Here is a 20,228-nt window from a genome sequence, read left to right on the forward strand (position 1 = left end):
TCACCATGAATTAATTCCACTGAATTTGTCAACTTTAGAGTGAAGTTTGCTATAATCTTCGGCTATTCTTTTTTATCTCTCTAATTACCACTATGCACTATCCTAAAGTATACGATGTCATTGTGATCGGTGGCGGTCACGCAGGTACGGAAGCAGCATTGGCTGCGGCGCGTATGGGTCGACAGACTTTACTCTTAACTCACAATATTGAGACTTTAGGGCAGATGAGCTGTAACCCAGCCATCGGTGGTATTGGTAAGTCGCATTTGGTGCGTGAAATTGATGCCTTGGGCGGTGCAATGGCGCTGGCTGCTGACAAAGGCGGCATCCAATTCCGAATTTTAAACTCACGTAAAGGCGCTGCGGTTCGTGCAACACGTGCGCAGGCTGACCGTGTACGTTATAAAGCTGCGATTCGTGAAACATTAGAAAACCAAGCGAATCTTGATATTTTCCAGCAAGCAGCTGATGACCTTATTGTTGAAGGCGATACCGTTAAAGGTGTTGTGACGCAAATGGGTATTCGCTTTGATGCGAAAACTGTTGTACTGACTGCGGGTACATTCTTAGGTGGCGTGATTCACGTTGGTCTAGAAAAATCAAGCGGTGGTCGTGCCGGTGATCCACCTTCAATTTCACTTGCACACCGTCTACGTGAACTCAATCTACCTGTAGGTCGTTTAAAAACAGGTACACCTCCACGTATTGATGCACGTTCAGTTGATTTTTCTGTAATGACGCCGCAGCCGGGTGATTTCCCATCTCCGACCATGTCATTTATGGGTGATGCATCGATGCATCCTGAGCAAGTGAACTGTTGGATCACACATACCAATGAAAAAACCCATGACATTATTCGTGGCGGTTTAGATCGTTCACCTATGTATACAGGTGTGATTGAGGGTGTAGGTCCACGTTACTGCCCATCAATCGAAGATAAAATTCACCGTTTTGCCGATAAAGACTCGCATCAAGTATTCCTTGAGCCTGAAGGTTTGGATACACATGAGCTTTATCCAAATGGTATTTCAACCTCTTTACCATTTGACGTTCAGTTTGAATTGGTACGTTCAATCCGTGGTATGGAAAATGCACACATTCTTCGTCCGGGTTATGCGATTGAGTACGATTACTTTAATCCACAAGCCTTGAAATTCACGCTTGAAACCAAAGCAATCAATAACTTGTACTTCGCGGGTCAAATCAACGGTACGACTGGTTATGAAGAAGCAGGCGCGCAAGGTTTACTTGCAGGCTTGAACGCGGCACGCCGTGCATGGGATCAAGAGCAATGGACGCCAAAGCGTGATGAAGCGTACATGGGTGTATTGGTTGATGACTTGATCACACTAGGTACGAAAGAACCGTACCGCATGTTTACCTCCCGTGCAGAATATCGTTTGATGCTTCGTGAAGATAATGCAGACCAACGTTTAACACCAATCGGTCGTGAAATGGGTCTAGTTGATGACGAGCGTTGGGCAGCTTACTGTGAAAAAATGGAAGCAGTTGAGCGTGAAACAGGTCGCTTGCAACACCTTTGGGCTGCACCAAACAACCCAATGGGTAAAAAATTCGTTGAAATGACGGGTGCTGATCTTTCTAAAGAGTGTTCTGCGATTGATTTATTGAAACGTCCAAACATTACATTTGCTCAAATTGCTGAACTGACAGGTTCTGAAGTCTCTGCGCAAGTGGGTGATCAGATTGAGATTGCGGTGAAATACGAAGGTTATATCAACCGTCAGCATCAAGATGTTGCGCAAATGAAGCGTTTGGAAGAAACCAAGATTCCTGCTGATTTTGATTATGATGTGGTTTCAGGTTTATCTCGTGAAATTACTTTGAAGTTAAAAGACGTGCGCCCTGAAACTTTAGCGCAAGCAAACCGTATTCCGGGTGTCACACCTGCAGCGGTGCAATTGGTGATGATCACGATTCGTAAGAATGCCCAAGCGAAAAAATCTGCATAAGATTTTGAAGTAAAAAACCCGCAGAGATGCGGGTTTTTTGTATCTGAAAATAGGTGTATTAAAAATAACGATTGAACTATTGATGGCAGATATCATTCATTTAAGTACTTAAAATAATTGAATAAATAACAACTTATATAAAATAAAGATCATAAATTAAGGTTTTATATATAAGTTTGGTGGTGTAAAGGGATTTTTGCTTACTGTAATTCCGACCATTGTCGTGGTGTTTATCTGTGCCTAAAAGAAACACAATCGGCGCATATTTTTACGATGCTCTACATGGATGGTATTCGAATGCTCAAGATCAACTCGGAAAAACTGCGTAAAACACTGATTGTGTTTTTATGCTTTTGGGTGGCATTTTTTGAAGGTTTTGATTTGCAGGTACCCGGCATTGCAGCACAAGGCATTGCAGCAAGTTATGCTTTAGATCAAGTGCAGATGGGTTATGTATTTAGCTTGGGTGTGTTTGGTATGTTGTTTGGTGCTTTCTTTGGTGGGCGCTTAGCTGATTATTTGGGTCAGAAAAAAGTATTGATGTTGTCGATTGCAATTTTCGGCGTATTTATGGCGCTGACAGCGGTCGCACCGAATGTTGAAACTTTATATTTGGCACGTTTCTTTACAGGTCTGGGCTTAGGCGCTGCAATGCCAACCATGATTTCAGTAGTGGGTGATGAGGCAACAGAAGAAAATCGCGGTAAATTAAATAGTCTGATGTATTGTGGTTTGCCTGTTGGGGCAATTTGTGTTGCAGGTCTTGCGATTCTATTTAAAGATATTTCGTGGCAAACGCTATTTTTGATTGGTGGATTAACTCCATTGGTGTTAATTCCATTGATGGCTGTGATTTTAAAAGACAAGCAAAAAGTGCAAGTTCGGGATGCATCTGCTGAAAATGTGCCGAATATGGTCGAGGTTTTATTCCAGCAAGCACAGTATAAAAAGACCTTGCCGCTGTGGGTGGGCTTCTTTTTCACCTTGATGATTAACTATATTTTAATTAGCTGGTTACCAAACTTGCTGATGCAACAAGGTCTAGAGCGTCAGCAGGCATTTATGGTGATGTTGATGTTCCAAGTTGGTGCTGTGGTAGGTACGCTTGGTTTGGGGTATTTGTTGGACCGTTTAAAATTATGGCAAATGGCTGTCATTATCTATACAGGCTTGTTTATTGCATTGTCGCTTTTATTTACGACAAATGTTGTTGCAGTGCTGATTATCGCTGGGGTCATGGGTGGGATATTTTCTACAGGCGGTCAATCTATTTTGTATGGAATCTCTCCTATTTTTTATCAAGGTGCTGGCAAAGTAACGGGTGTGGGGAGTGCAATTTCATTGGGTCGTTTAGGTGCAATGACTGGGCCGTTGCTGACAGGTAAAATTTTAGCCTTAGGCTTGGGGACAACAGGTATTTTAATGGCATCGCTGCCTTCGGTAGTGGTAGCTGCGGTAGCTGTTACAGCCTTGTCTCGCTATAAATCTAAATAATTAGTTAGATGTAAAAAGGAGCAATAGCTCCTTTTTTTTAATGCATGATGATGGCGAAAAGTATGTGTTGGTATCGAGCTTTGCTAGAATATTAAAAAATTGAGAACTGACTAAATATATGCCTTATCAACTTGTAGAGCTTGATATTCAAGCCACCGACAACATTACTTGTCCTCATTGTCATCAAGACATTATTAACTGGCAGGAAGAACAATACGTGCAACCGTGCGAACATACCTTATTTATTGCGATGGATATTGGCTTTGAATACATCACCGATGAATTTGAGCAAACCATGCAAAAAACTGTAGATGAACTGCATGCCAATGATGACATCGTCAATATGTTCGAGGAAATTACTACGAGTACTTATCCAAACTATATAATTCTGAAATCTGATTTAGGTGCAGCAGGGTATTCTCGTTATATTGGTTTAACGGTTTAAACAAAGCCATAAAAAAGCACCCGAAGGTGCTTTTTTTAGAAATTAACTTTCAATTTCTTCTTCAACATCATCATCGGCAGTGTCCATGCCAAGCTCTTTAAGTTTACGAGTGAGGGTATTACGTCCCCAACCTAAAAGCTCAGCTGCATGACGTTTACGACCACGTGTCTGTTGAAGTGCAGCATTAATCAGTGTGCGTTCAAACATTGGTGTAGCAACATCTAACAGCTTCATTTCGCCGTTCTTGAGTTTCTGGATTGCCCATTGACCCAGTAACTCATCCCAATGATGTGGTGCAATCTGATTCAGATTCGGAATTGGAGCGCCGTTGTCCTGCGGGATCGGGATCTGTTTCAGTTCAGGAGGCAAATCTTCCGGATAAACTTCACGACCTGTGATCATGACAGTTAACCAGCGGCAAGTATTTTCCAGCTGACGCACGTTACCTTGCCAAGGCAATTTCTGCATATATTCCTGAGTTTCAGGACGTAGAATTTTCGGATTCACACCGAGTTCTTTGCCTGCACGCGCCAGGAAGTGCTGTGCCAGCATTGGAATATCTTCAGAACGATGTGCAAGTTTCGGAATATGAATACGAATCACGTTCAGACGGTGATACAAGTCTTCACGGAAGCGGCCATCATGTACCAGTTTTTCCAGATCCTGGTGTGTTGCAGCTACGATACGCACATCAACTTTAACTGGAATGTGACCGCCGACACGGTAGAACTCGCCATCAGCCAGAACACGCAATAAACGGGTTTGGGTTTCAAATGGCATATCACCAATTTCATCCAGGAACAACGTGCCGCCATTGGCCTGTTCAAAACGGCCTTGACGTTGTGTATTTGCCCCAGTAAATGCACCTTTCTCATGACCGAATAACTCAGTCTCGATCAGATCCTTTGGAATTGCAGCCATGTTTAGCGCAATAAACGGTTTATTGCTACGTGGTGAATGGCGGTGCAGAGCATGCGCAACCAGTTCTTTACCTGTACCTGACTCGCCATTAATCAGTACGGTAATGTGTGATTGCGATAGACGACCAATAGCACGGAAAACTTCCTGCATTGCAGGCGATTCGCCGATAATTTCAGTCGATTGAATCGTTGGCGCCGCCTTTGCAGATTCCTGTTGCTGTAATTTAGTGATATGCAGGATGGCACGATTCACCAAAGCCAGAGCTTCATCAATATCAAATGGCTTAGGTAGATATTCAAATGCACCGGTTTGGTAACTGGATACTGCTGATTCCAGATCAGAATGTGCCGTCATGATAATGACAGGCAGATCAGGATTGGTATTTTTCACCTTACCTAAAAAGGTCAGACCATCAATACCCGGCATACGGATATCAGTCAGGATCACATCTGGTGCATCCACACTCAGCTGATCAAGTGCTGACTGGGCTTCTTCAAAACTGGTGACGTCGAAACCTTCTTCTTTGAATGTTTTTTCTAGTACCCAACGCATGGCACGATCGTCATCAATCACCCATATTTTATTTCGCGACATGATCTGACTCCCAAGGTAAAAATAAGCTAAATACGGTTTTTCCTGGAACTGACTGGCATTCAATCATTCCGTTATGTTGGTGCATTATATTTTGAGCAATACTGAGGCCTAGGCCGGTTCCTTTGGCACGGCTGGTTACAAGTGGGTAGAAAACAGCCTCAATAATATCGTCTGGTACACCCGGACCATTATCTTCAATGTCAATCCGAATAACCGAACGATGAATCACGCCATTAATGGTAAATAGGCGTTGGATTCGAGTCCTTAAAATAAGTTCAGGCTGATGCTCTACAAAGAAGTCTTTATTTTCAGTCATGGCTTGTACGGCATTGGCACAAATGTTGAGCATCACTTGAATCAATTGATCACGGTCAGCCATCACTTCAGGAAGCGACAAATCATAGTCGCGGATAATTTTAATTTTCTTTTTAGTTTGGTTGAAAATCAGTGAGCGGACACGTTCTAAAGGCTCATGAACATTGACCATTTCATAGCTTGGTAATTGACGTGAACCCAGCATACTATCCGCCAGATTTCTAAGACGATCTACTTCGCTGATGATGATATCTGTAAATTCTTTGTATTTTGGATCATCCAGGCTACGTGCTAAAAGCTGAGTTGCACCTCGAATACCCCCAAGCGGATTCTTGATTTCGTGTGCTACACCACGGATCAACTGGCGTGCCACCTGATGTTGGTGAATGTAGTTTTCTTCACGCGAGATTTTCAGCATCCGGTCACGCTGATTCAGTTCAATCAGCAATAAGGGATGATGTGGTTTGCCTGCATTTAGTAGGGAAACCGTGTAATCCACATGAATGTCTTTAAAATTGACAATAATGGTTGCTTCACGACGAGTATAAGGTTGTCCAGTATGCAGGGTGTTATACAGTGACTCTTCAGTGTTGAACTCATCTGTAGGGGCTTGCAGGATATTTAATACCGGTGTGCCAAATGCGCGTAACAAGCTGATATCGAACATGGCCTCACAGGCAGTATTCAAGTAATAGATATTCAGGTTGCTATCAATCAGCATGACAGCAGTGGTCAGGTTGTCCACCAGAAGGCGATAGTCGATGGAAAGGGGCTGATCCATTAGCGATGGTTTTCCTGTGTTAAAATAACGCAATGGCATCTTCATAAAGCAAAATTTAAAGTCTTAAGTTCTCATTTGATGCATCTTAAGCAAAATGCACGCCAACTTTCTAAATAATCCCTAAATTATTGCAATAAAATGGAAGTGGAGTCATGAAGATGCATGAATCTTTAATGGTATAGCTGATAAAAATCAGCATGTAAATCATAAATGTTCAATTTTGGTGCATGTGTAATTATATTGAATATTTTATGGCTTTATTTTGGTGCTTGATGTAATCAGTCTCCATTTCAACTGTTTTTATGTTTCGAAAAGACATACAATACGCGCATTCTAGTGGAGCGCAGATTCATGAAGTCCCCCAAAGTCGGTTTTGTATCTTTAGGTTGTCCTAAGGCATTGGTAGATTCTGAACGAATTTTAACTCAGTTAAAGACTGAAGGTTATGATGTCGCATCGGATTATGACGGTGCTGATTTAGTAGTGGTAAACACCTGTGGTTTTATTGAATCTGCAGTACAAGAGTCTTTAGATGCCATCGGTGAAGCGATGAGCGCAAATGGTCGCGTGATTGTGACGGGCTGTCTAGGTAAAGACGAAGACAAGATTCGCCAAATGCACCCGAATGTCCTGAAAGTGACTGGTGCTGCGGCTTATGAAGAAGTGATGGATGCAGTTCATCAATATGTCCCTGAACCGCCAAAACATAATCCATTTATTGATTTAGTTCCTGAGCAAGGCATCCGCCTTACTCCCAAACACTATGCATATTTGAAAATTTCAGAAGGCTGTAATCACCGTTGTACCTTCTGTATTATTCCGAGCATGCGTGGTGATCTGGTATCGCGTCCAGTCGGTTCTGTACTTGAAGAAGCTGCAGCGCTAAAACGTGCCGGCGTAAAAGAAGTACTCGTCATCTCCCAGGATACTTCTGCTTACGGCGTGGATACCAAATACAAGCTGGATTTCTGGAACGGTCAGCCGGTTAAGACCAAATTCTATGATATGTGTGAAGCACTGGGTCAGTTAGGCATCTGGGTACGTTTGCACTATGTCTACCCTTATCCACATGTGGATGCGGTGATCGACCTGATGGCACAAGGCAAAATCCTGCCTTATCTGGACATTCCGTTCCAGCACGCAAGTCCTAAAGTGTTAAAGCTGATGAAGCGTCCTGCGCACAGTGAAAATACATTAGAGCGCTTGAAAGTATGGCGTGAAAAATGTCCTGAGCTAGTCATCCGCTCAACATTTGTGGTGGGCTTCCCGGGTGAAACCGAAGAAGACTTCCAAATGTTGTTAGATTGGTTGCAAGAGGCTCAGCTGGATCGAGTAGGTTGTTTCACCTATTCACCAGTTGAAGGTGCAGCAGCGAATGATCTGCCAGATCACGTGCCGGAAGAAATCAAGCAAGAACGCTATGAACGTTTCATGCAGGTACAGCAGGCAATTTCTGCAGCCAAACTGCAAAAACGTATCGGTCAGAAGATGACAGTGCTGGTTGATGATCTGGAAGAAGAATTCCCGGTTGCTGTAGCACGTTCTTATGCAGATGCGCCAGAGATTGATGGTAATGTATTTGTTGAAGATATTGACAAGAGCCTGATTAAATCAGGTGATTTGCTTGAAGTCGAAATTACCGATGCAGACGAATATGACCTGTTTGCAAAATTGATTTCGATTAAATCAGCTTAATACTTAGATAAAATTAAATGAAATAATTTGGAGTTTGATGATGTTGGATTCTAAAAAGCCGCGTTTTGGCCGTATTTTGCTGAAACTTTCAGGTGAAGCACTTGCCGGTAATAAGGATATGGGTATTGATGCGCCAATCCTTGACCAGATGTCTCTAGCGATTGCTCATCTGGTGGGTCTGGGTGTACAGGTCGGTATCGTGGTTGGTGGCGGTAACTTGTACCGTGGTAGTCAATTACAAAAAGACGGTCTGGTAGGTCGTGTAACAGGTGACCAGATGGGTATGCTGGCAACTGTAATGAACGGTCTGGCATTACGTGATGCGCTGGTACGTCGTAACATCAAGACGCGTTTACTTTCAGCATTGCCAATCGGCACAGTTGTAGAATCTTACTCAAGCCGTGATGCTATTCGTCATTTAAATAATGGTGAAGTCTGCGTATTTGTTGCGGGGACAGGTAACCCGTTCTTTACCACTGATACAGCAGCTTGCTTGCGTGGTATTGAAATTGAAGCGGACCTGATTCTGAAAGCAACCAAGGTTGATGGTGTCTATAATAAAGATCCAAGCAAATTTGAAGATGCTGTTAAATACGAAACCTTAACCTTTGACCAAGTGCTTGATGAAAAGCTTGGTGTGATGGACTTGACAGCAATCTGTTTATGTCGTGATCACAACGTTCCGCTTCAAGTGTTTGATATGAACAAGTCAGGTGCATTGTTGTCTGTTGTGATGGGTGAAAAAGAAGGTACTCACGTTACCAATTAATGACGTGAGGCTTGAAGCACTTTATACTAGTCAAAATTTAGCTTTTACATTTTTTAGAATTAAGTAAGGAAGATCATATGATTAACGATCTTAAAAAAGACGCAGAAGACCGTATGAACAAGTCACTTGACTCGTTGGAGCATGGTTTTGCCAAGGTTCGTACTGGACGTGCGCATCCATCGATTTTGAACGGTGTTATGGTTCCTTACTATGGCTCTGACGTGCCATTGAACCAGGTTGCAAACGTAGGTGTTGAAGATTCACGTACATTGCTAGTTCAGCCATTTGAACGTTCAATGGTGGCTGCAATTGATAAAGCCATTCGTGAATCAGATTTGGGTCTTAACCCGATTACTGCTGATGCAATTCGTGTGCCGATGGCTGCGTTGACTGAAGAAACACGTAAAGACATGCAGAAAGTTGCACGTAACGAAGCTGAAAATGCAAAAGTTGCGATCCGTAACATCCGTCGTGATGTATTGGGCGATATCAAAGCTTTATTGAAAGAAAAAGAAATTTCTGAAGATGAAGAACGTCGTGCTTCTGACGAAATCCAGAAAATTACCGATAAATATGTTGCTGAAGTTGACAAACGTTTAGCTGCAAAAGAAGCTGAATTGATGAAGGTTTAATTCATCAATGACCGTTTCTGAAGAAAGTTCCCGTCTTCCAAAACATGTTGCCATCATTATGGATGGCAACAATCGTTTTGCCAAAAAAAATCAGATGCAAAAGGGTGAAGGACACCGTGAAGGTAAAAGTGTCCTTGATCCGATTGTAGAACACTGTAGAAAAAGAAATATCCAGGCTTTAACTGTATTTGCCTTTTCCAGTGAAAACTGGAATCGTCCGCAGTTTGAAGTAGATCTGCTTATGCGATTGCTCGAAGATACAATCCATGAACAGCTGCCGCGCATGGAAAAATTCAATATTGCATTGCGTTTTATTGGTGATCGCAGCCGTTTATCTCCTGAACTGCAAGCTTTAATGTTGCAAGCTGAGGAAAGGACTGCTAAGTTCGATAGCATGATACTCACAATTGCCATCAGTTATGGTGGTATGTGGGATATGGCGCAAGCTGCGAAGCGAATTGCCGCGGATGTTTTAACAAATAAATTAGAACTTGATGCAATTAATGCTGATGTCTTTGGCCAATATGTAAGTTTAAGTGACTTACCTGCTGTAGATCTGCTGATTCGTACTGGTGGGGATTTCCGCCTGTCGAATTTTCTGCTCTGGCAGGCTGCTTATGCGGAATTGTATTTCACTGAAACCTTGTGGCCAGAATTTACCACCGAAGAACTTGACGATGCCTTTGCTGTATTTGGTGGGCGTGAGCGTCGGTTTGGTATGACCTCAGAGCAAATTCAGCAAGAGAAACTTGAGAATTAATACATGTTAGAGCGGATTATAACCGCATTGGTTTTGGTGGCTGTTGTACTCAGTTGTATGTTTGCCACTACTTCATATTATCCAATGTTTGGGTTGATGGTCGTTGCTGCAGGCGTTGCAGGTTATGAGTGGTTTAAGCTCATGCCTCGCCAGGGGAAAAAAGTAATTAAGCCATTTGCTTGGGGTTATGGCTTACTCACCGCAGTTCTTTCAGCACTTGCACTCTATTTTTCAGACATTTCCATGCTGCTATGGGCGGCATCGATTTTGACCTGGATCCTGAGCATCTATTGGGTTAAATCCTATCCTGAATATGACGGCTGGTACAATGTCACTTTAAATGGCATTGGCGTGATCCTGATTTCAGCAGCAGTCACTGCAATCTATTCAGTGTGGGAAAATTCACCTTGGTGGTTGATGTATCTGTTTCTGCTGGTTTGGGGTGCAGACAGTGGTGCCTATTTTGTTGGACGCAAGTTTGGTAATAAAAAGCTTGCACCCAAAGTCAGCCCAAACAAATCGGTTGAAGGTTTGTATGGAGGTGTCATCACTTCCATGTTGATTGTCATTACAGTTGCATTACTTTATCTCGATATCAGTATTCCTGAGCTGCTTTTATTCCTGATTTTATCGGTATTAACTGTATTCAGCTCTGTGTTAGGCGACCTGTTTGAATCTATGATCAAACGTCGTGCTGGTATTAAAGATTCGGGACGTATTCTGCCAGGACATGGTGGTGTATTGGACCGTATTGATTCTCTCCTTGCTGCGGCACCGATTTTTGCTGCGGGCATGTATGTCTTAAAACTTATTGGCGTAGATTTATAAATGTCACAAGCTGTTTGTATACTGGGTGCTACAGGTTCTATTGGTCAAAGTACTTTAAAAATCCTGCAGCGACATCCTGAAGCCTACAACGTGTATGCTGTGACTGCACAAAGCCGTATTGTTGAACTGGTCGAGATCTGTAAGCAGTTTCGACCAAAAATTGCTGTTGTGCCAGCCTCTAAAGTAGATGAGCTTGCGCAATTGCTGAAACAGCAGCAGTTATCCGACATTGAAATTTTATCAGACGAAGCAGGCTTGATTGCTGTTGCCGAACATCCAGAAGTAGATGTAGTCATGGCAGCGATTGTTGGTGCAGCTGGTCTTTTGCCAACGTTGGCTGCGGTTAAAGCAGGAAAACGGGTACTGCTGGCCAATAAAGAAGCATTGGTAATGTCCGGTGACATTATGATGCAGGCTGCTCGTGATCATGGGGCTTTATTGCTACCTGTGGACTCAGAGCACAATGCGATTTTCCAGTGTTTACCTGCGAATTACTTTGATGCTGAGCGCAACGGTCAGCCAAAACTGGGTGTACAGCAGATTCTGTTAACCGCATCTGGTGGTCCATTTTTAAATCATAGCTTCGAACAGCTACAAACGGTCACACCAGCACAAGCTTGCAAGCATCCAAACTGGTCTATGGGGCAGAAAATTTCGGTAGATTCAGCAACCTTGATGAATAAAGGTTTGGAACTGATTGAAGCCTGTCATTTATTTGCAGTAAAAGAACAATTTGTTACAGTTGTGGTGCATCCACAGAGTATTATTCACTCCATGGTTCAATATGTGGATGGTTCAACTTTGGCACAAATGGGTAACCCGGATATGTGTACCCCGATTGCACATGCCTTGGCATGGCCAGAGCGGATCAGTACGCATGTTTCTCCATTGGATTTATTTGTAAATTCACAACTGAATTTCCAGCAACCGGATACCCAGCGTTTCCCTACATTAAAACTGGCACGCCAGGCGATGCAGCACGGCGGGATTGCGCCAGCTATTCTGAATGCAGCCAATGAAATTGCCGTGGCCGCATTTTTGCATGAAAAAATTACTTTCACTCAAATACCTCAGATAGTTGAACATACGCTGAATTCGATGGACAATCAGACAGCAGATCAGCTGGGAGTGATTCTTCAGGCTGACCAACAGGCGCGTGATATCGCCCGTCAATACGTTGTGAATAAAGGAAGTTAAAGCATGAACGCCTTGTTTATTATCGCAGCTGCAATTCTGTTATTAGGTCCCTTGATTGCGATCCATGAATTTGGACATTATTTTGTAGCTCGAAAACTTGGCGTAAAGGTTTTGGTTTATTCGATTGGATTTGGTCCAACGCTGATCAAATGGACTTCAAAAAAGTCTGGTATTCAGTATCAGCTTTCTGCTTTGCCGTTTGGCGGCTATGTCAAAATGCTGGATGAGCGTGAAGGTAACGTGCCTGAAGATGATTTACCTAAAGCATTTAACCGCCAACATCCATGGAAGCGCATCGCTATTGTTGCGGCTGGTCCTTTAATTAATCTTTTCTTTGCAGTGATCCTGTTCTGGATTTTGTTTTTACCTGCCCAAGAGCAGTTAAATACCCGTGTAGGTCAAGTGCTGCCTAATACACCTGCCGCTGCTGTACAGATGCAGCAAGGTGATAAAATTACCGCGGTAGATGGCACCGAAGTGGCAACTTGGGAAAAGCTGAATTATGCCTTGGTTGATCGTGTCGGTGAAACTGGCCAGATTACAATTCAGGCTGAACGTGATGGGCAGATACAAAGTTTCCAATTGCCGATTCAGAATTTTCTGAAAGATCAGTCACAGTCTCCACTAGATACTTTAGGTTTTATCCCGTATCGTCCAGAAATCCCAGCAGTGGTATCTAAGCTGAGTGAAGATGGGGCTGCAATCCGTCAAGGCATAAAGGAAGGTGACAAGATCATTGCCATTGATGGTGTGGCGATGAAAAACTGGTTTGATGTGGTACAGGTCGTACAGGCATCACCAGAAATATTATTAAAAATAGATGTGTTACGTAATAACCAGGTGGTGCATTTACAGGTGATGCCACAGGCGAAACGTGACAATATGGGTAAAGTGACGGGTATGCTGGGTGTGCAAAGTGACCCAGGCCAAATCACGATCCCGGCAGAATATAAACAAACAATTCAATACAGTCCGACTGAAGCACTGGTCATGGCTTTTGACAAAACGACGCAACTGTCTTCGATGATTCTAAATTCGATCGTGAAAATGGTTCGTGGCCTGATTGGTCTGGATAATTTATCTGGTCCAATCACGATTGCTAAAGTTGCAGGTCAGAGTGCGGAAATGGGTTGGCAAACTTTTATTTCCTTTATGGCGCTAATGAGTGTAAGTTTAGGGATATTAAATTTACTGCCGATTCCAATGCTTGATGGCGGACATCTGGTTTACTATTTTATCGAATTATTACGTGGTAAACCTGTTTCTGAACAAATACAATTGGTTGGCTTAAAAATTGGTATGGTATTGCTAGGTAGTATGATGCTACTTGCACTATTCAATGATTTTATGCGTTTATAACAACGTAGATGGAATAAATTAACAAGCGGAAAAGACTGGCATGCAGCACACACATTTATTTATGCCTTTGGCACTCGTTAGTGCTATGGCAGTTGCACAACAAGTATATGCAGCAGATGAATTCGTAGTACAAGATATAAAATTTGACGGACTGGTTCGTCTCACTCCCGAAAATGTGTATGGCCTGGTGCCAATCAACAGTGGTGACCGTGTCAATGATCCAATTATTGCCAATGCGATCCGGAGTCTGTACGCCTCAGGCTTGTTTGATGATATCAAGGCAACCCAAGCTGGAAATACTTTAATATTCCAGGTGGTTGAGCGCCCAGTTATTTCCAAAATCGAACTAAAAGGCAACAAGCTGATTCCGAAGGAAGCTTTGGAAGAAGGTTTGAAAAAAATGGGTCTTGCTGAAGGTGAGGTTCTAAAAAAATCTGCTCTGCAAACTGTAGAAACCGAGCTTGAACAGCAATATATGCAGCAAGGTCGTTATGATGCAGACATTACAGTAAAGACCACGCCGAAGCCAAATAACCGTGTCGATCTTCTGATTGAATTTGTGGAAGGTAAGGCTGCAAAAGTTTTTGACATTAATATTATTGGGAATACGGTCTTTAAAGAAGATGAGATCAAGCAGGCTTTTGCAATCAAGGAAAGCTCTTGGAACTCGATTATTTCCCGTAATGACCGTTATGCACGTGAGAAAATGGCAGCAAGCCTTGAGGCTTTGCGTGCCATGTACCTGAACCGTGGCTATATCAACTTCAATATCAATAACTCAAGTCTGAACCTGAGTGAAGATAAGAAAAACGTCTTTATTGAAGTATCGGTAGATGAAGGTGAGCAGTTCAAATTTGGTGAGACCAAATTCCTGGGTGATGCGCTTTATTCAACTGATGAACTCAAAGTTTTACAATTATATAAAGATGGTGAAATCTATTCACAAGAAAAAGTGAATGCGGTTAAACAGTTATTGCTACGTAAATATGGTAATGCTGGCTATTACTTTGCAGAAGTGAATGTTGTTCCAGAAATTAATAAAGACACCAAACTGGTTGATTTAAACTATTACATCAATCCAGGCCAGCAGGTGACTGTACGTCGAATTAATTTCACTGGTAATACCAAAACTGCGGATGAAGTATTACGTCGTGAAATGCGTCAGATGGAAAGCGCACTGGCGAGTAACGAAAAAATTGATCTGTCTAAGGTCCGTCTGGAACGTACTGGTTTCTTTAAAACTGTAGATATTAAGCCAGCGCGTATTCCAGGTTCACCAGACCAGATTGACTTAAATGTGGCAGTAGAAGAACAGCATTCAGGTACAAGTACCTTGGCAGTTGGTTTCTCGCAAAGTGGTGGTGTAACCTTCCAGGCAGGTTTAAGTCAAACTAACTTCCTGGGTACAGGGAATAGTGTATCGGTTGATCTATCTCGTTCTGAAACTCAAGATTACTATAACCTGAGTGTAACCGATCCATACTTTACCATTGATGGTGTACGTCGCGGTTATAATCTGTATTACCGTAAAACCAAACTGGATGATGACTATAACGTCAACAACTATGTAACAGATAGTTTTGGTGGTGGGATTAACTTTGGTTATCCAATCGATGAAAATCAGAGTGTTAGTTTTGGTCTGAATATTGATCAGACTGAAGTGACTACAGGTGAATGGGTATCAACATACGTTCGGGATTATCTGTTGGCAAATGGTGGAAAGTCGACCAGTACAAATGATGTATGTATTGGTGTTTGGGATCCAGTATTTGGAGATCCAGAAGATCCTGATCGTGTAACAGGCCGTGTGTGTAATGGTCAAAGTATTGAAGATGTGCCTAATAAATTCAAAGGTGATTTCTTAACGTATAACCTTAATTTGGGCTGGTCATATAACACCTTAAACCGCCCAATTTTTCCAACAACGGGTATGTCGCATCGAGTCAATGGTGAAATCGCTTTACCTGGTAGTGATGTTGAATACCAAAAACTAACTTATGATGCTCAGGCTTATTTCCCATTAGGCAAGAATTTTGTAGCGCGTGGTTATGGTAAGTTGGGTTATGGGAATGATCTGCCATTCTACAAAAACTTCTATGCGGGTGGTTTTGGTTCGGTTCGTGGTTTTGAAAACAGTACTTTAGGGCCTAAATACCCGAGTGTAATTAATACTAATAATAGAAAAAATGACTCTGATCCTGAAGAAGTGGGTGGGAATGCCTTGGTCCAGTTTGGTGCTGAGCTGGCACTTCCAGTACCATTTAAGGGTGATTGGGCACGTCAGGTACGTCCAGTGATCTTTGCTGAAGGTGCACAGGTGTTTGATACAAATTGTGATGTTCCTAAGGGAAATATTTATTTAGGCCCTCAAAACATAGAGACTGATGCAAAGCAATATTGTAAAGATAACTTTGGTTTTGAGCTGGATAACATGCGTTATAGCGTCGGTGCTGGTTTTACCTGGATTACTATGATTGGTCCATTATCACTCAGTTATGCATATCCGTTGAATGATAAAAAAGGTGATGATACCAAGAGTATTCAATTCGAAATTGGTCGTACCTTCTAATTTAATTAACCAAAGTTAATATTATTTGGCCTTGTGAATAGTAAGAAATTACTATTTGTAAGGCCATTTTTATAGATAGAGAAATACAGATGAAAAAAATCATGATGGTGGCGATGGGTATCGCTTTAGCAAGTGTTACATCAATGGTGCAAGCAGCCGGGGTTGGGGTCATTGATCTGGAACGTTTGGTGGAAAATAGTACCTATCTGAAACAGCAAAATACGTCATTCCAGCAGAATCTCAAACCACAAACAGCCAAAATTGAGCAGCTTAATAAAGAACTAGAAGCTATTCAGCAGCGTGCTCAGGCGAATCCTAAAATGAGCGCGGCAGATAAGAAAAAGCTAGAAGAGCAATATCAGGCAAAATTTAAAGAGTTAGGTCAATTACAGCAAGCTGCACAGGCTAGTGCGCAAAGCTCTATTCAGCAAATTCGTACTGTATTTGATGCGCGTGTGAAGCAAGTGGCTGAACAATTGCGCCAAGAAAACAAGCTTGATGTAGTTTTGAATAAAAATAGCGCGCTTGCCTATGACCCTAAGTATGATTTAACTGATAAAATGATTCAAAAGGTTAATGCAATTAAATAATCAATGAATCATCAACAGCTTCCATTAGCTGACATCGCTCGTTTGGTACAAGGTGAGTGTGTAGGTCAGTCCAATTTGCAGTTAAGAGGCTTGGCGAGTCTTGAACATGCAACATCGCAGGATCTGGCATTTGTTACTGCTGACAAATATCTGGAACAGGCAGCTCAAAGTCAGGCGGGTGCGCTGATTGTGACTACCGAGCTTAAGGCACAGCTAAGTTCACATCAGAACTTTATTGTGGTGGCAAATCCTTATCTCGCTTTTGCAATGCTGACACATGTGTTTGAGAAAAAGCAGACCCAACGTGGTATAGAAAGTACTGCACAGATTCATCCTTCAGCTGTAATCGCAGATGATGCTTATATTGGTCACTATGTGGTGATCGGTGAAAACTGTGTAGTTGGGTCAAATACCATCATTCAGTCACATGTTCAAATTGATGACCATGTGGAAATTGGTAAAGACTGTTTTATTGATGCCCATGTAACCTTGACCGGTACTACAAAAATTGGTGACCGGGTGCGTATTCATGCCAACAGTGTCATTGGTAGTGAAGGTTTTGGCTTTGCGCCTTACCAGGGTAAATGGCATCGTATTGCACAATTAGGTTCGGTACGCCTTGGTCATGATGTCCGTATTGGTTCTAATTGCAGTATTGATCGTGGTGCTCTGGATGATACTATTCTTGAAGATGGTGTCATTATTGATAATCTTGTGCAAGTCGCCCATAACGTTAAAATTGGTGCCAACACTGCCATTGCAGCGAAAACAGCAATTGCAGGTAGTACCAGTATTGGCAAAAACTGTATCATTGGTGGGGGTACAGCAATTTCAGGACACCTGAATATTGCTGATAATGTGACTTTGACTGGAATGTCAATGGTGACAAATAATATTTCTGAAGCTGGAAAATATTCTTCCGGTATCGGGTTATTTGAAAATCAGAAGTGGAAGCGCACAGTGGTTCGCATCAGACAATTAGCAGATGTGCCATTGACCCAGGTGATAAAACGCCTTGATCATATGCAGTCTCAAATTGAGTCCATTGAATCAACATTTAAGTTGCGTAAATAATTATGATGACAGAATCGAATTTGCCTACATTCACGAAGCCTGAATTGCCAATGACCATTCAAAAGATTCGTGAGTATTTGCCTCATCGCTATCCATTCTTGCTTGTGGATCGCGTGGTAGATATTACTGATAATGGCATCGTGGGTTATAAGAACGTTTCAATTAATGAAGAGTTTTTGCAGGGCCATTTTCCAAATTACCCAATCATGCCGGGTGTGTTAATTGTAGAAGCACTGGCACAGGTAGCAGGTATTCTTGGTTTCGTCATGAACAATGAGACTCCAACAGAGGGTTCTTTGTTCCTTTTTGCTGGCGCTGAGAAGGTTAGATTTAAAAAACAAGTGGTTGCAGGCGACCAATTGGTGTTAAAAGCTGAATTAGTGATGCAAAAGCGTGGCATTTACAAATATAATTGTATAGCCACAGTGGATGGCGTAGTCGCAACAACCGCGGAAATTATGGTTTCGCATCAGAAAGTCGAGCAGGCATGAGCAATAACTCCCTTATTCATCCAACTGCCATTATTGACTCATCTGCAGTAATTGCTTCAGATGTTCAAATTGGTCCTTATTGTATTATCGGACCAAATGTCACTATTGGTGCAGGTACTAAACTTCATTCACACGTTGTTGTGGGTGGATACACACGCATTGGCGAACACAATGAGATTTTCCAGTTTGCGAGTGTGGGAGAGGTTTGTCAGGATCTGAAATATGCAGGTGAAGAAACCTGGCTTGAGATTGGTGATCATAACAAGATTCGTGAACATTGCAGTCTGCACCGTGGTACAGTTCAGGATAATAGTATTACCAAAATCGGCAGTCACAACCTGCTGATGGTAAATACCCATATTGCACATGACTGTATGGTAGGTGATCACAACATTTTTGCCAATAACGTGGGTGTTGCTGGTCACGTCCATGTAGGTGATTATGTGGTGATTGGCGGTAACTCGGGTATCCATCAGTTCTGTAAGATTGATTCTTATAGTATGATCGGTGGTGCATCACTTATTCTTAAAGATGTGCCTGCTTATGTCATGGTTTCGGGCAATCCTGCACATGCATTTGCGATGAATGTGGAAGGGATGCGTCGTAAAGGCTGGTCAAAAAATGTTATCAATGGTTTACGTGAGGCATTTAAACTGATCTATAAATCAGGTTTAACTACACAAGAAGCAATTGAAAAAATTCGTGCAGAGATTCTGCCAGAAGTGGCTGAAGCACAGCGCTTACTTGATTCTTTGGAGCAGTCTAAACGTGGTATTGTGCGTTAACAGGCTGTTCATAAAAAAGACACCTCAATAGGTGTCTTTTTTATTTCTGAAAATTCTTATTTAAAGAATTTAGCCTCTTCAGACTGAGGATAGTTTTTCAATAAGCGAGATTTGTATTGTGCAGCTAGAGTCTTGTTTTTCTCTACTTCCTGACTGACATTATATAATTGATACAAAGCACGAGCAGCTTTTGCCGAGTTTGGATAACGATCTGCCACAATGGCATAATTTCGCTTCGCTTCAGTGAAATTCGGTGGATCAATCGACAGATTAAACTCTGCTAACCAGAAATAGGCATTGCTGATATACACACTGTTTGGATTGTTCTTGATGAAGTTCTGCATGGGTGCAATCGCTTTCGCTGCACCGCCATTCTTATAGGCATCCAGAGCGACCGTGTATGCAGCTTTTTCTGACTCAGAGGGCTGAACAGAAGAACTTGAAACTGTTGATGTCTGAGCTTGGCTTAGCTTGCCGTTGCTTGACCCTGAACTGGGTGCAGTATCCTGTTGATTATCCTCCTCAGTGCCTTGTTCAGGATCAATCTTTTGCTGTAACAACTCAAGACGTTGATCAAGATCAGCATAGCGGTTAACAAGTTCACTTTTTAGTGACTGAATTTCATTGTCCTGCTCTTCAATCTTGCCGCGTAAGCCACGGATATCATTTTCCAGTTGCTGGTTTTTTTGCAGCAATTGCCAGCTCATATTGGTTTGTACTGGTGTCGCTACCCCTGATGAAATCGCAGGCATGGTACTGGTAGGTGCGGTACTGTTGCTACCCTGGCTTAAGCCTCGTGATTCAATTGGAACTGCAGCAAAGAGTGAAGTGGTACAGAGCATGCTGAGTGTGCATAAGACATGTTTTTTAAACATCATCTATTTTATCCATATTGTTTTGAATGGACCAACGTTCAAGGCGGTCAATCAAATAAATTATTCAATGTATATGCCACA

General features: G+C 42.3%; 18 protein-coding genes. 15 read left to right on the forward strand and 3 right to left on the reverse strand.

What is annotated here, in order from left to right; all coding sequences use genetic code 11:
- Nucleotides 1–92: 92 nt before the first annotated feature.
- From mnmG to IHE35_RS05885, 3 genes are all read left to right on the forward strand, one after another.
- Complete coding sequence (gene mnmG, locus IHE35_RS05875; RefSeq protein WP_242789712.1) at nt 93–1,973, forward strand: tRNA uridine-5-carboxymethylaminomethyl(34) synthesis enzyme MnmG; 1,881 nt, start codon at nt 93–95, stop codon at nt 1,971–1,973.
- Between the two features lie 297 nt (nt 1,974–2,270).
- Nucleotides 2,271–3,467, forward strand: coding sequence for a 3-(3-hydroxy-phenyl)propionate transporter MhpT (mhpT, locus tag IHE35_RS05880; protein WP_242789962.1), 1,197 nt, complete (start codon nt 2,271–2,273; stop codon nt 3,465–3,467).
- A 118-nt stretch (nt 3,468–3,585) separates the two neighbouring features.
- Nucleotides 3,586–3,912, forward strand: a complete 327-nt coding sequence (locus IHE35_RS05885; RefSeq protein WP_242789713.1) for a hypothetical protein — start codon at nt 3,586–3,588, stop codon at nt 3,910–3,912.
- Between the two features lie 42 nt (nt 3,913–3,954).
- Here the strand turns inward: IHE35_RS05885 and glnG are convergent, their stop codons facing one another.
- Together glnG and glnL are read right to left on the reverse strand one after the other, a co-directional pair.
- Complete coding sequence (gene glnG / locus IHE35_RS05890; protein WP_242789714.1) at nt 3,955–5,427, reverse strand: nitrogen regulation protein NR(I); 1,473 nt, start codon at nt 5,425–5,427, stop codon at nt 3,955–3,957.
- Nucleotides 5,414–6,523, reverse strand: a complete 1,110-nt coding sequence (glnL, locus tag IHE35_RS05895; RefSeq protein WP_242789715.1) for a nitrogen regulation protein NR(II) — start codon at nt 6,521–6,523, stop codon at nt 5,414–5,416. Before glnL ends, glnG begins: the two co-directional genes overlap by 14 nt.
- A 351-nt stretch (nt 6,524–6,874) precedes the next feature.
- Here glnL and rimO point away from each other — a divergent pair, with 351 nt between their 5' ends.
- The 12 genes from rimO (at nt 6,875) to lpxA (ending at nt 19,272) form a co-directional block, all read left to right on the forward strand.
- Nucleotides 6,875–8,218 carry a 30S ribosomal protein S12 methylthiotransferase RimO gene (gene rimO / locus IHE35_RS05900; protein ID WP_242789716.1) on the forward strand — a complete coding sequence of 448 codons (1,344 nt, stop codon included), beginning with the start codon at nt 6,875–6,877 and terminating at the stop codon, nt 8,216–8,218.
- Nucleotides 8,219–8,258: 40 nt separating this feature from the next.
- Nucleotides 8,259–8,987 carry a UMP kinase gene (gene pyrH / locus IHE35_RS05905; RefSeq protein ID WP_242789963.1) on the forward strand — a complete coding sequence of 243 codons (729 nt, stop codon included), beginning with the start codon at nt 8,259–8,261 and terminating at the stop codon, nt 8,985–8,987.
- 77 nt (nt 8,988–9,064) lie between these two features.
- Nucleotides 9,065–9,619 carry a ribosome recycling factor gene (gene frr / locus IHE35_RS05910; protein WP_242789717.1) on the forward strand — a complete coding sequence of 185 codons (555 nt, stop codon included), beginning with the start codon at nt 9,065–9,067 and terminating at the stop codon, nt 9,617–9,619.
- Nucleotides 9,620–9,626: 7 nt separating this feature from the next.
- Nucleotides 9,627–10,379 (forward strand): polyprenyl diphosphate synthase, encoded by a 753-nt coding sequence (uppS, locus tag IHE35_RS05915; protein ID WP_242789718.1) that lies wholly within the window; start codon nt 9,627–9,629, stop codon nt 10,377–10,379.
- Nucleotides 10,380–10,382: 3 nt separating this feature from the next.
- The gene (locus IHE35_RS05920; RefSeq protein WP_242789719.1) at nt 10,383–11,207 is read left to right on the forward strand and encodes a CDP-archaeol synthase; all 825 of its coding nucleotides are present in this window, start codon (nt 10,383–10,385) and stop codon (nt 11,205–11,207) included.
- Complete coding sequence (gene ispC / locus IHE35_RS05925) at nt 11,208–12,404, forward strand: 1-deoxy-D-xylulose-5-phosphate reductoisomerase (RefSeq protein ID WP_242789720.1); 1,197 nt, start codon at nt 11,208–11,210, stop codon at nt 12,402–12,404.
- A gap of 3 nt (nt 12,405–12,407) precedes the next feature.
- Complete coding sequence (gene rseP, locus IHE35_RS05930) at nt 12,408–13,763, forward strand: RIP metalloprotease RseP (RefSeq protein WP_242789721.1); 1,356 nt, start codon at nt 12,408–12,410, stop codon at nt 13,761–13,763.
- Between the two features lie 40 nt (nt 13,764–13,803).
- A complete protein-coding gene (bamA, locus tag IHE35_RS05935; RefSeq protein ID WP_242789722.1) occupies nt 13,804–16,332 on the forward strand; it encodes an outer membrane protein assembly factor BamA in 2,529 nt (842 codons plus the stop codon).
- 89 nt (nt 16,333–16,421) lie between these two features.
- On the forward strand, nt 16,422–16,922 hold the full coding sequence (locus IHE35_RS05940; RefSeq protein ID WP_242789723.1) for an OmpH family outer membrane protein: 501 nt from the start codon (nt 16,422–16,424) through the stop codon (nt 16,920–16,922).
- 3 nt (nt 16,923–16,925) lie between these two features.
- Nucleotides 16,926–17,996, forward strand: a complete 1,071-nt coding sequence (gene lpxD, locus IHE35_RS05945; RefSeq protein ID WP_242789724.1) for a UDP-3-O-(3-hydroxymyristoyl)glucosamine N-acyltransferase — start codon at nt 16,926–16,928, stop codon at nt 17,994–17,996.
- A 5-nt stretch (nt 17,997–18,001) separates the two neighbouring features.
- The gene (gene fabZ, locus IHE35_RS05950) at nt 18,002–18,487 is read left to right on the forward strand and encodes a 3-hydroxyacyl-ACP dehydratase FabZ (protein WP_026056779.1); all 486 of its coding nucleotides are present in this window, start codon (nt 18,002–18,004) and stop codon (nt 18,485–18,487) included.
- Complete coding sequence (lpxA, locus tag IHE35_RS05955) at nt 18,484–19,272, forward strand: acyl-ACP--UDP-N-acetylglucosamine O-acyltransferase (RefSeq protein ID WP_004894416.1); 789 nt, start codon at nt 18,484–18,486, stop codon at nt 19,270–19,272. Before fabZ ends, lpxA begins: the two co-directional genes overlap by 4 nt.
- A gap of 56 nt (nt 19,273–19,328) precedes the next feature.
- Here lpxA and IHE35_RS05960 read toward each other — a convergent pair whose 3' ends face one another.
- Nucleotides 19,329–20,150 carry a YbgF trimerization domain-containing protein gene (locus IHE35_RS05960; RefSeq protein WP_242789725.1) on the reverse strand — a complete coding sequence of 274 codons (822 nt, stop codon included), beginning with the start codon at nt 20,148–20,150 and terminating at the stop codon, nt 19,329–19,331.
- Between the last annotated feature and the right edge of the window lie 78 nt (nt 20,151–20,228).

The organism is Acinetobacter sp. ASP199, assembly GCF_022700675.1.
Classification (GTDB): domain Bacteria; phylum Pseudomonadota; class Gammaproteobacteria; order Pseudomonadales; family Moraxellaceae; genus Acinetobacter.

Excerpts from the sequence above, each read along its gene's own strand:
- IHE35_RS05940 (WP_242789723.1), top strand. The coding sequence starts at position 16,422 with ATGAAAAAAATCATGATGGTGGCGATGGGTATCGCTTTAGCAAGTGTT.
- pyrH (WP_242789963.1), top strand. The coding sequence starts at position 8,259 with ATGTTGGATTCTAAAAAGCCGCGTTTTGGCCGTATTTTGCTGAAACTT.
- mhpT (WP_242789962.1), top strand. The coding sequence starts at position 2,271 with ATGCTCAAGATCAACTCGGAAAAACTGCGTAAAACACTGATTGTGTTT.
- glnG (WP_242789714.1), bottom strand. The coding sequence starts at position 5,427 with ATGTCGCGAAATAAAATATGGGTGATTGATGACGATCGTGCCATGCGT.
- rseP (WP_242789721.1), top strand. The coding sequence starts at position 12,408 with ATGAACGCCTTGTTTATTATCGCAGCTGCAATTCTGTTATTAGGTCCC.
- frr (WP_242789717.1), top strand. The coding sequence starts at position 9,065 with ATGATTAACGATCTTAAAAAAGACGCAGAAGACCGTATGAACAAGTCA.
- uppS (WP_242789718.1), top strand. The coding sequence starts at position 9,627 with ATGACCGTTTCTGAAGAAAGTTCCCGTCTTCCAAAACATGTTGCCATC.
- IHE35_RS05960 (WP_242789725.1), bottom strand. The coding sequence starts at position 20,150 with ATGATGTTTAAAAAACATGTCTTATGCACACTCAGCATGCTCTGTACC.
- rimO (WP_242789716.1), top strand. The coding sequence starts at position 6,875 with ATGAAGTCCCCCAAAGTCGGTTTTGTATCTTTAGGTTGTCCTAAGGCA.
- bamA (WP_242789722.1), top strand. The coding sequence starts at position 13,804 with ATGCAGCACACACATTTATTTATGCCTTTGGCACTCGTTAGTGCTATG.
- glnL (WP_242789715.1), bottom strand. The coding sequence starts at position 6,523 with ATGGATCAGCCCCTTTCCATCGACTATCGCCTTCTGGTGGACAACCTG.
- lpxA (WP_004894416.1), top strand. The coding sequence starts at position 18,484 with ATGAGCAATAACTCCCTTATTCATCCAACTGCCATTATTGACTCATCT.
- ispC (WP_242789720.1), top strand. The coding sequence starts at position 11,208 with ATGTCACAAGCTGTTTGTATACTGGGTGCTACAGGTTCTATTGGTCAA.
- lpxD (WP_242789724.1), top strand. The coding sequence starts at position 16,926 with ATGAATCATCAACAGCTTCCATTAGCTGACATCGCTCGTTTGGTACAA.
- IHE35_RS05885 (WP_242789713.1), top strand. The coding sequence starts at position 3,586 with ATGCCTTATCAACTTGTAGAGCTTGATATTCAAGCCACCGACAACATT.
- mnmG (WP_242789712.1), top strand. The coding sequence starts at position 93 with ATGCACTATCCTAAAGTATACGATGTCATTGTGATCGGTGGCGGTCAC.
- IHE35_RS05920 (WP_242789719.1), top strand. The coding sequence starts at position 10,383 with ATGTTAGAGCGGATTATAACCGCATTGGTTTTGGTGGCTGTTGTACTC.
- fabZ (WP_026056779.1), top strand. The coding sequence starts at position 18,002 with ATGACAGAATCGAATTTGCCTACATTCACGAAGCCTGAATTGCCAATG.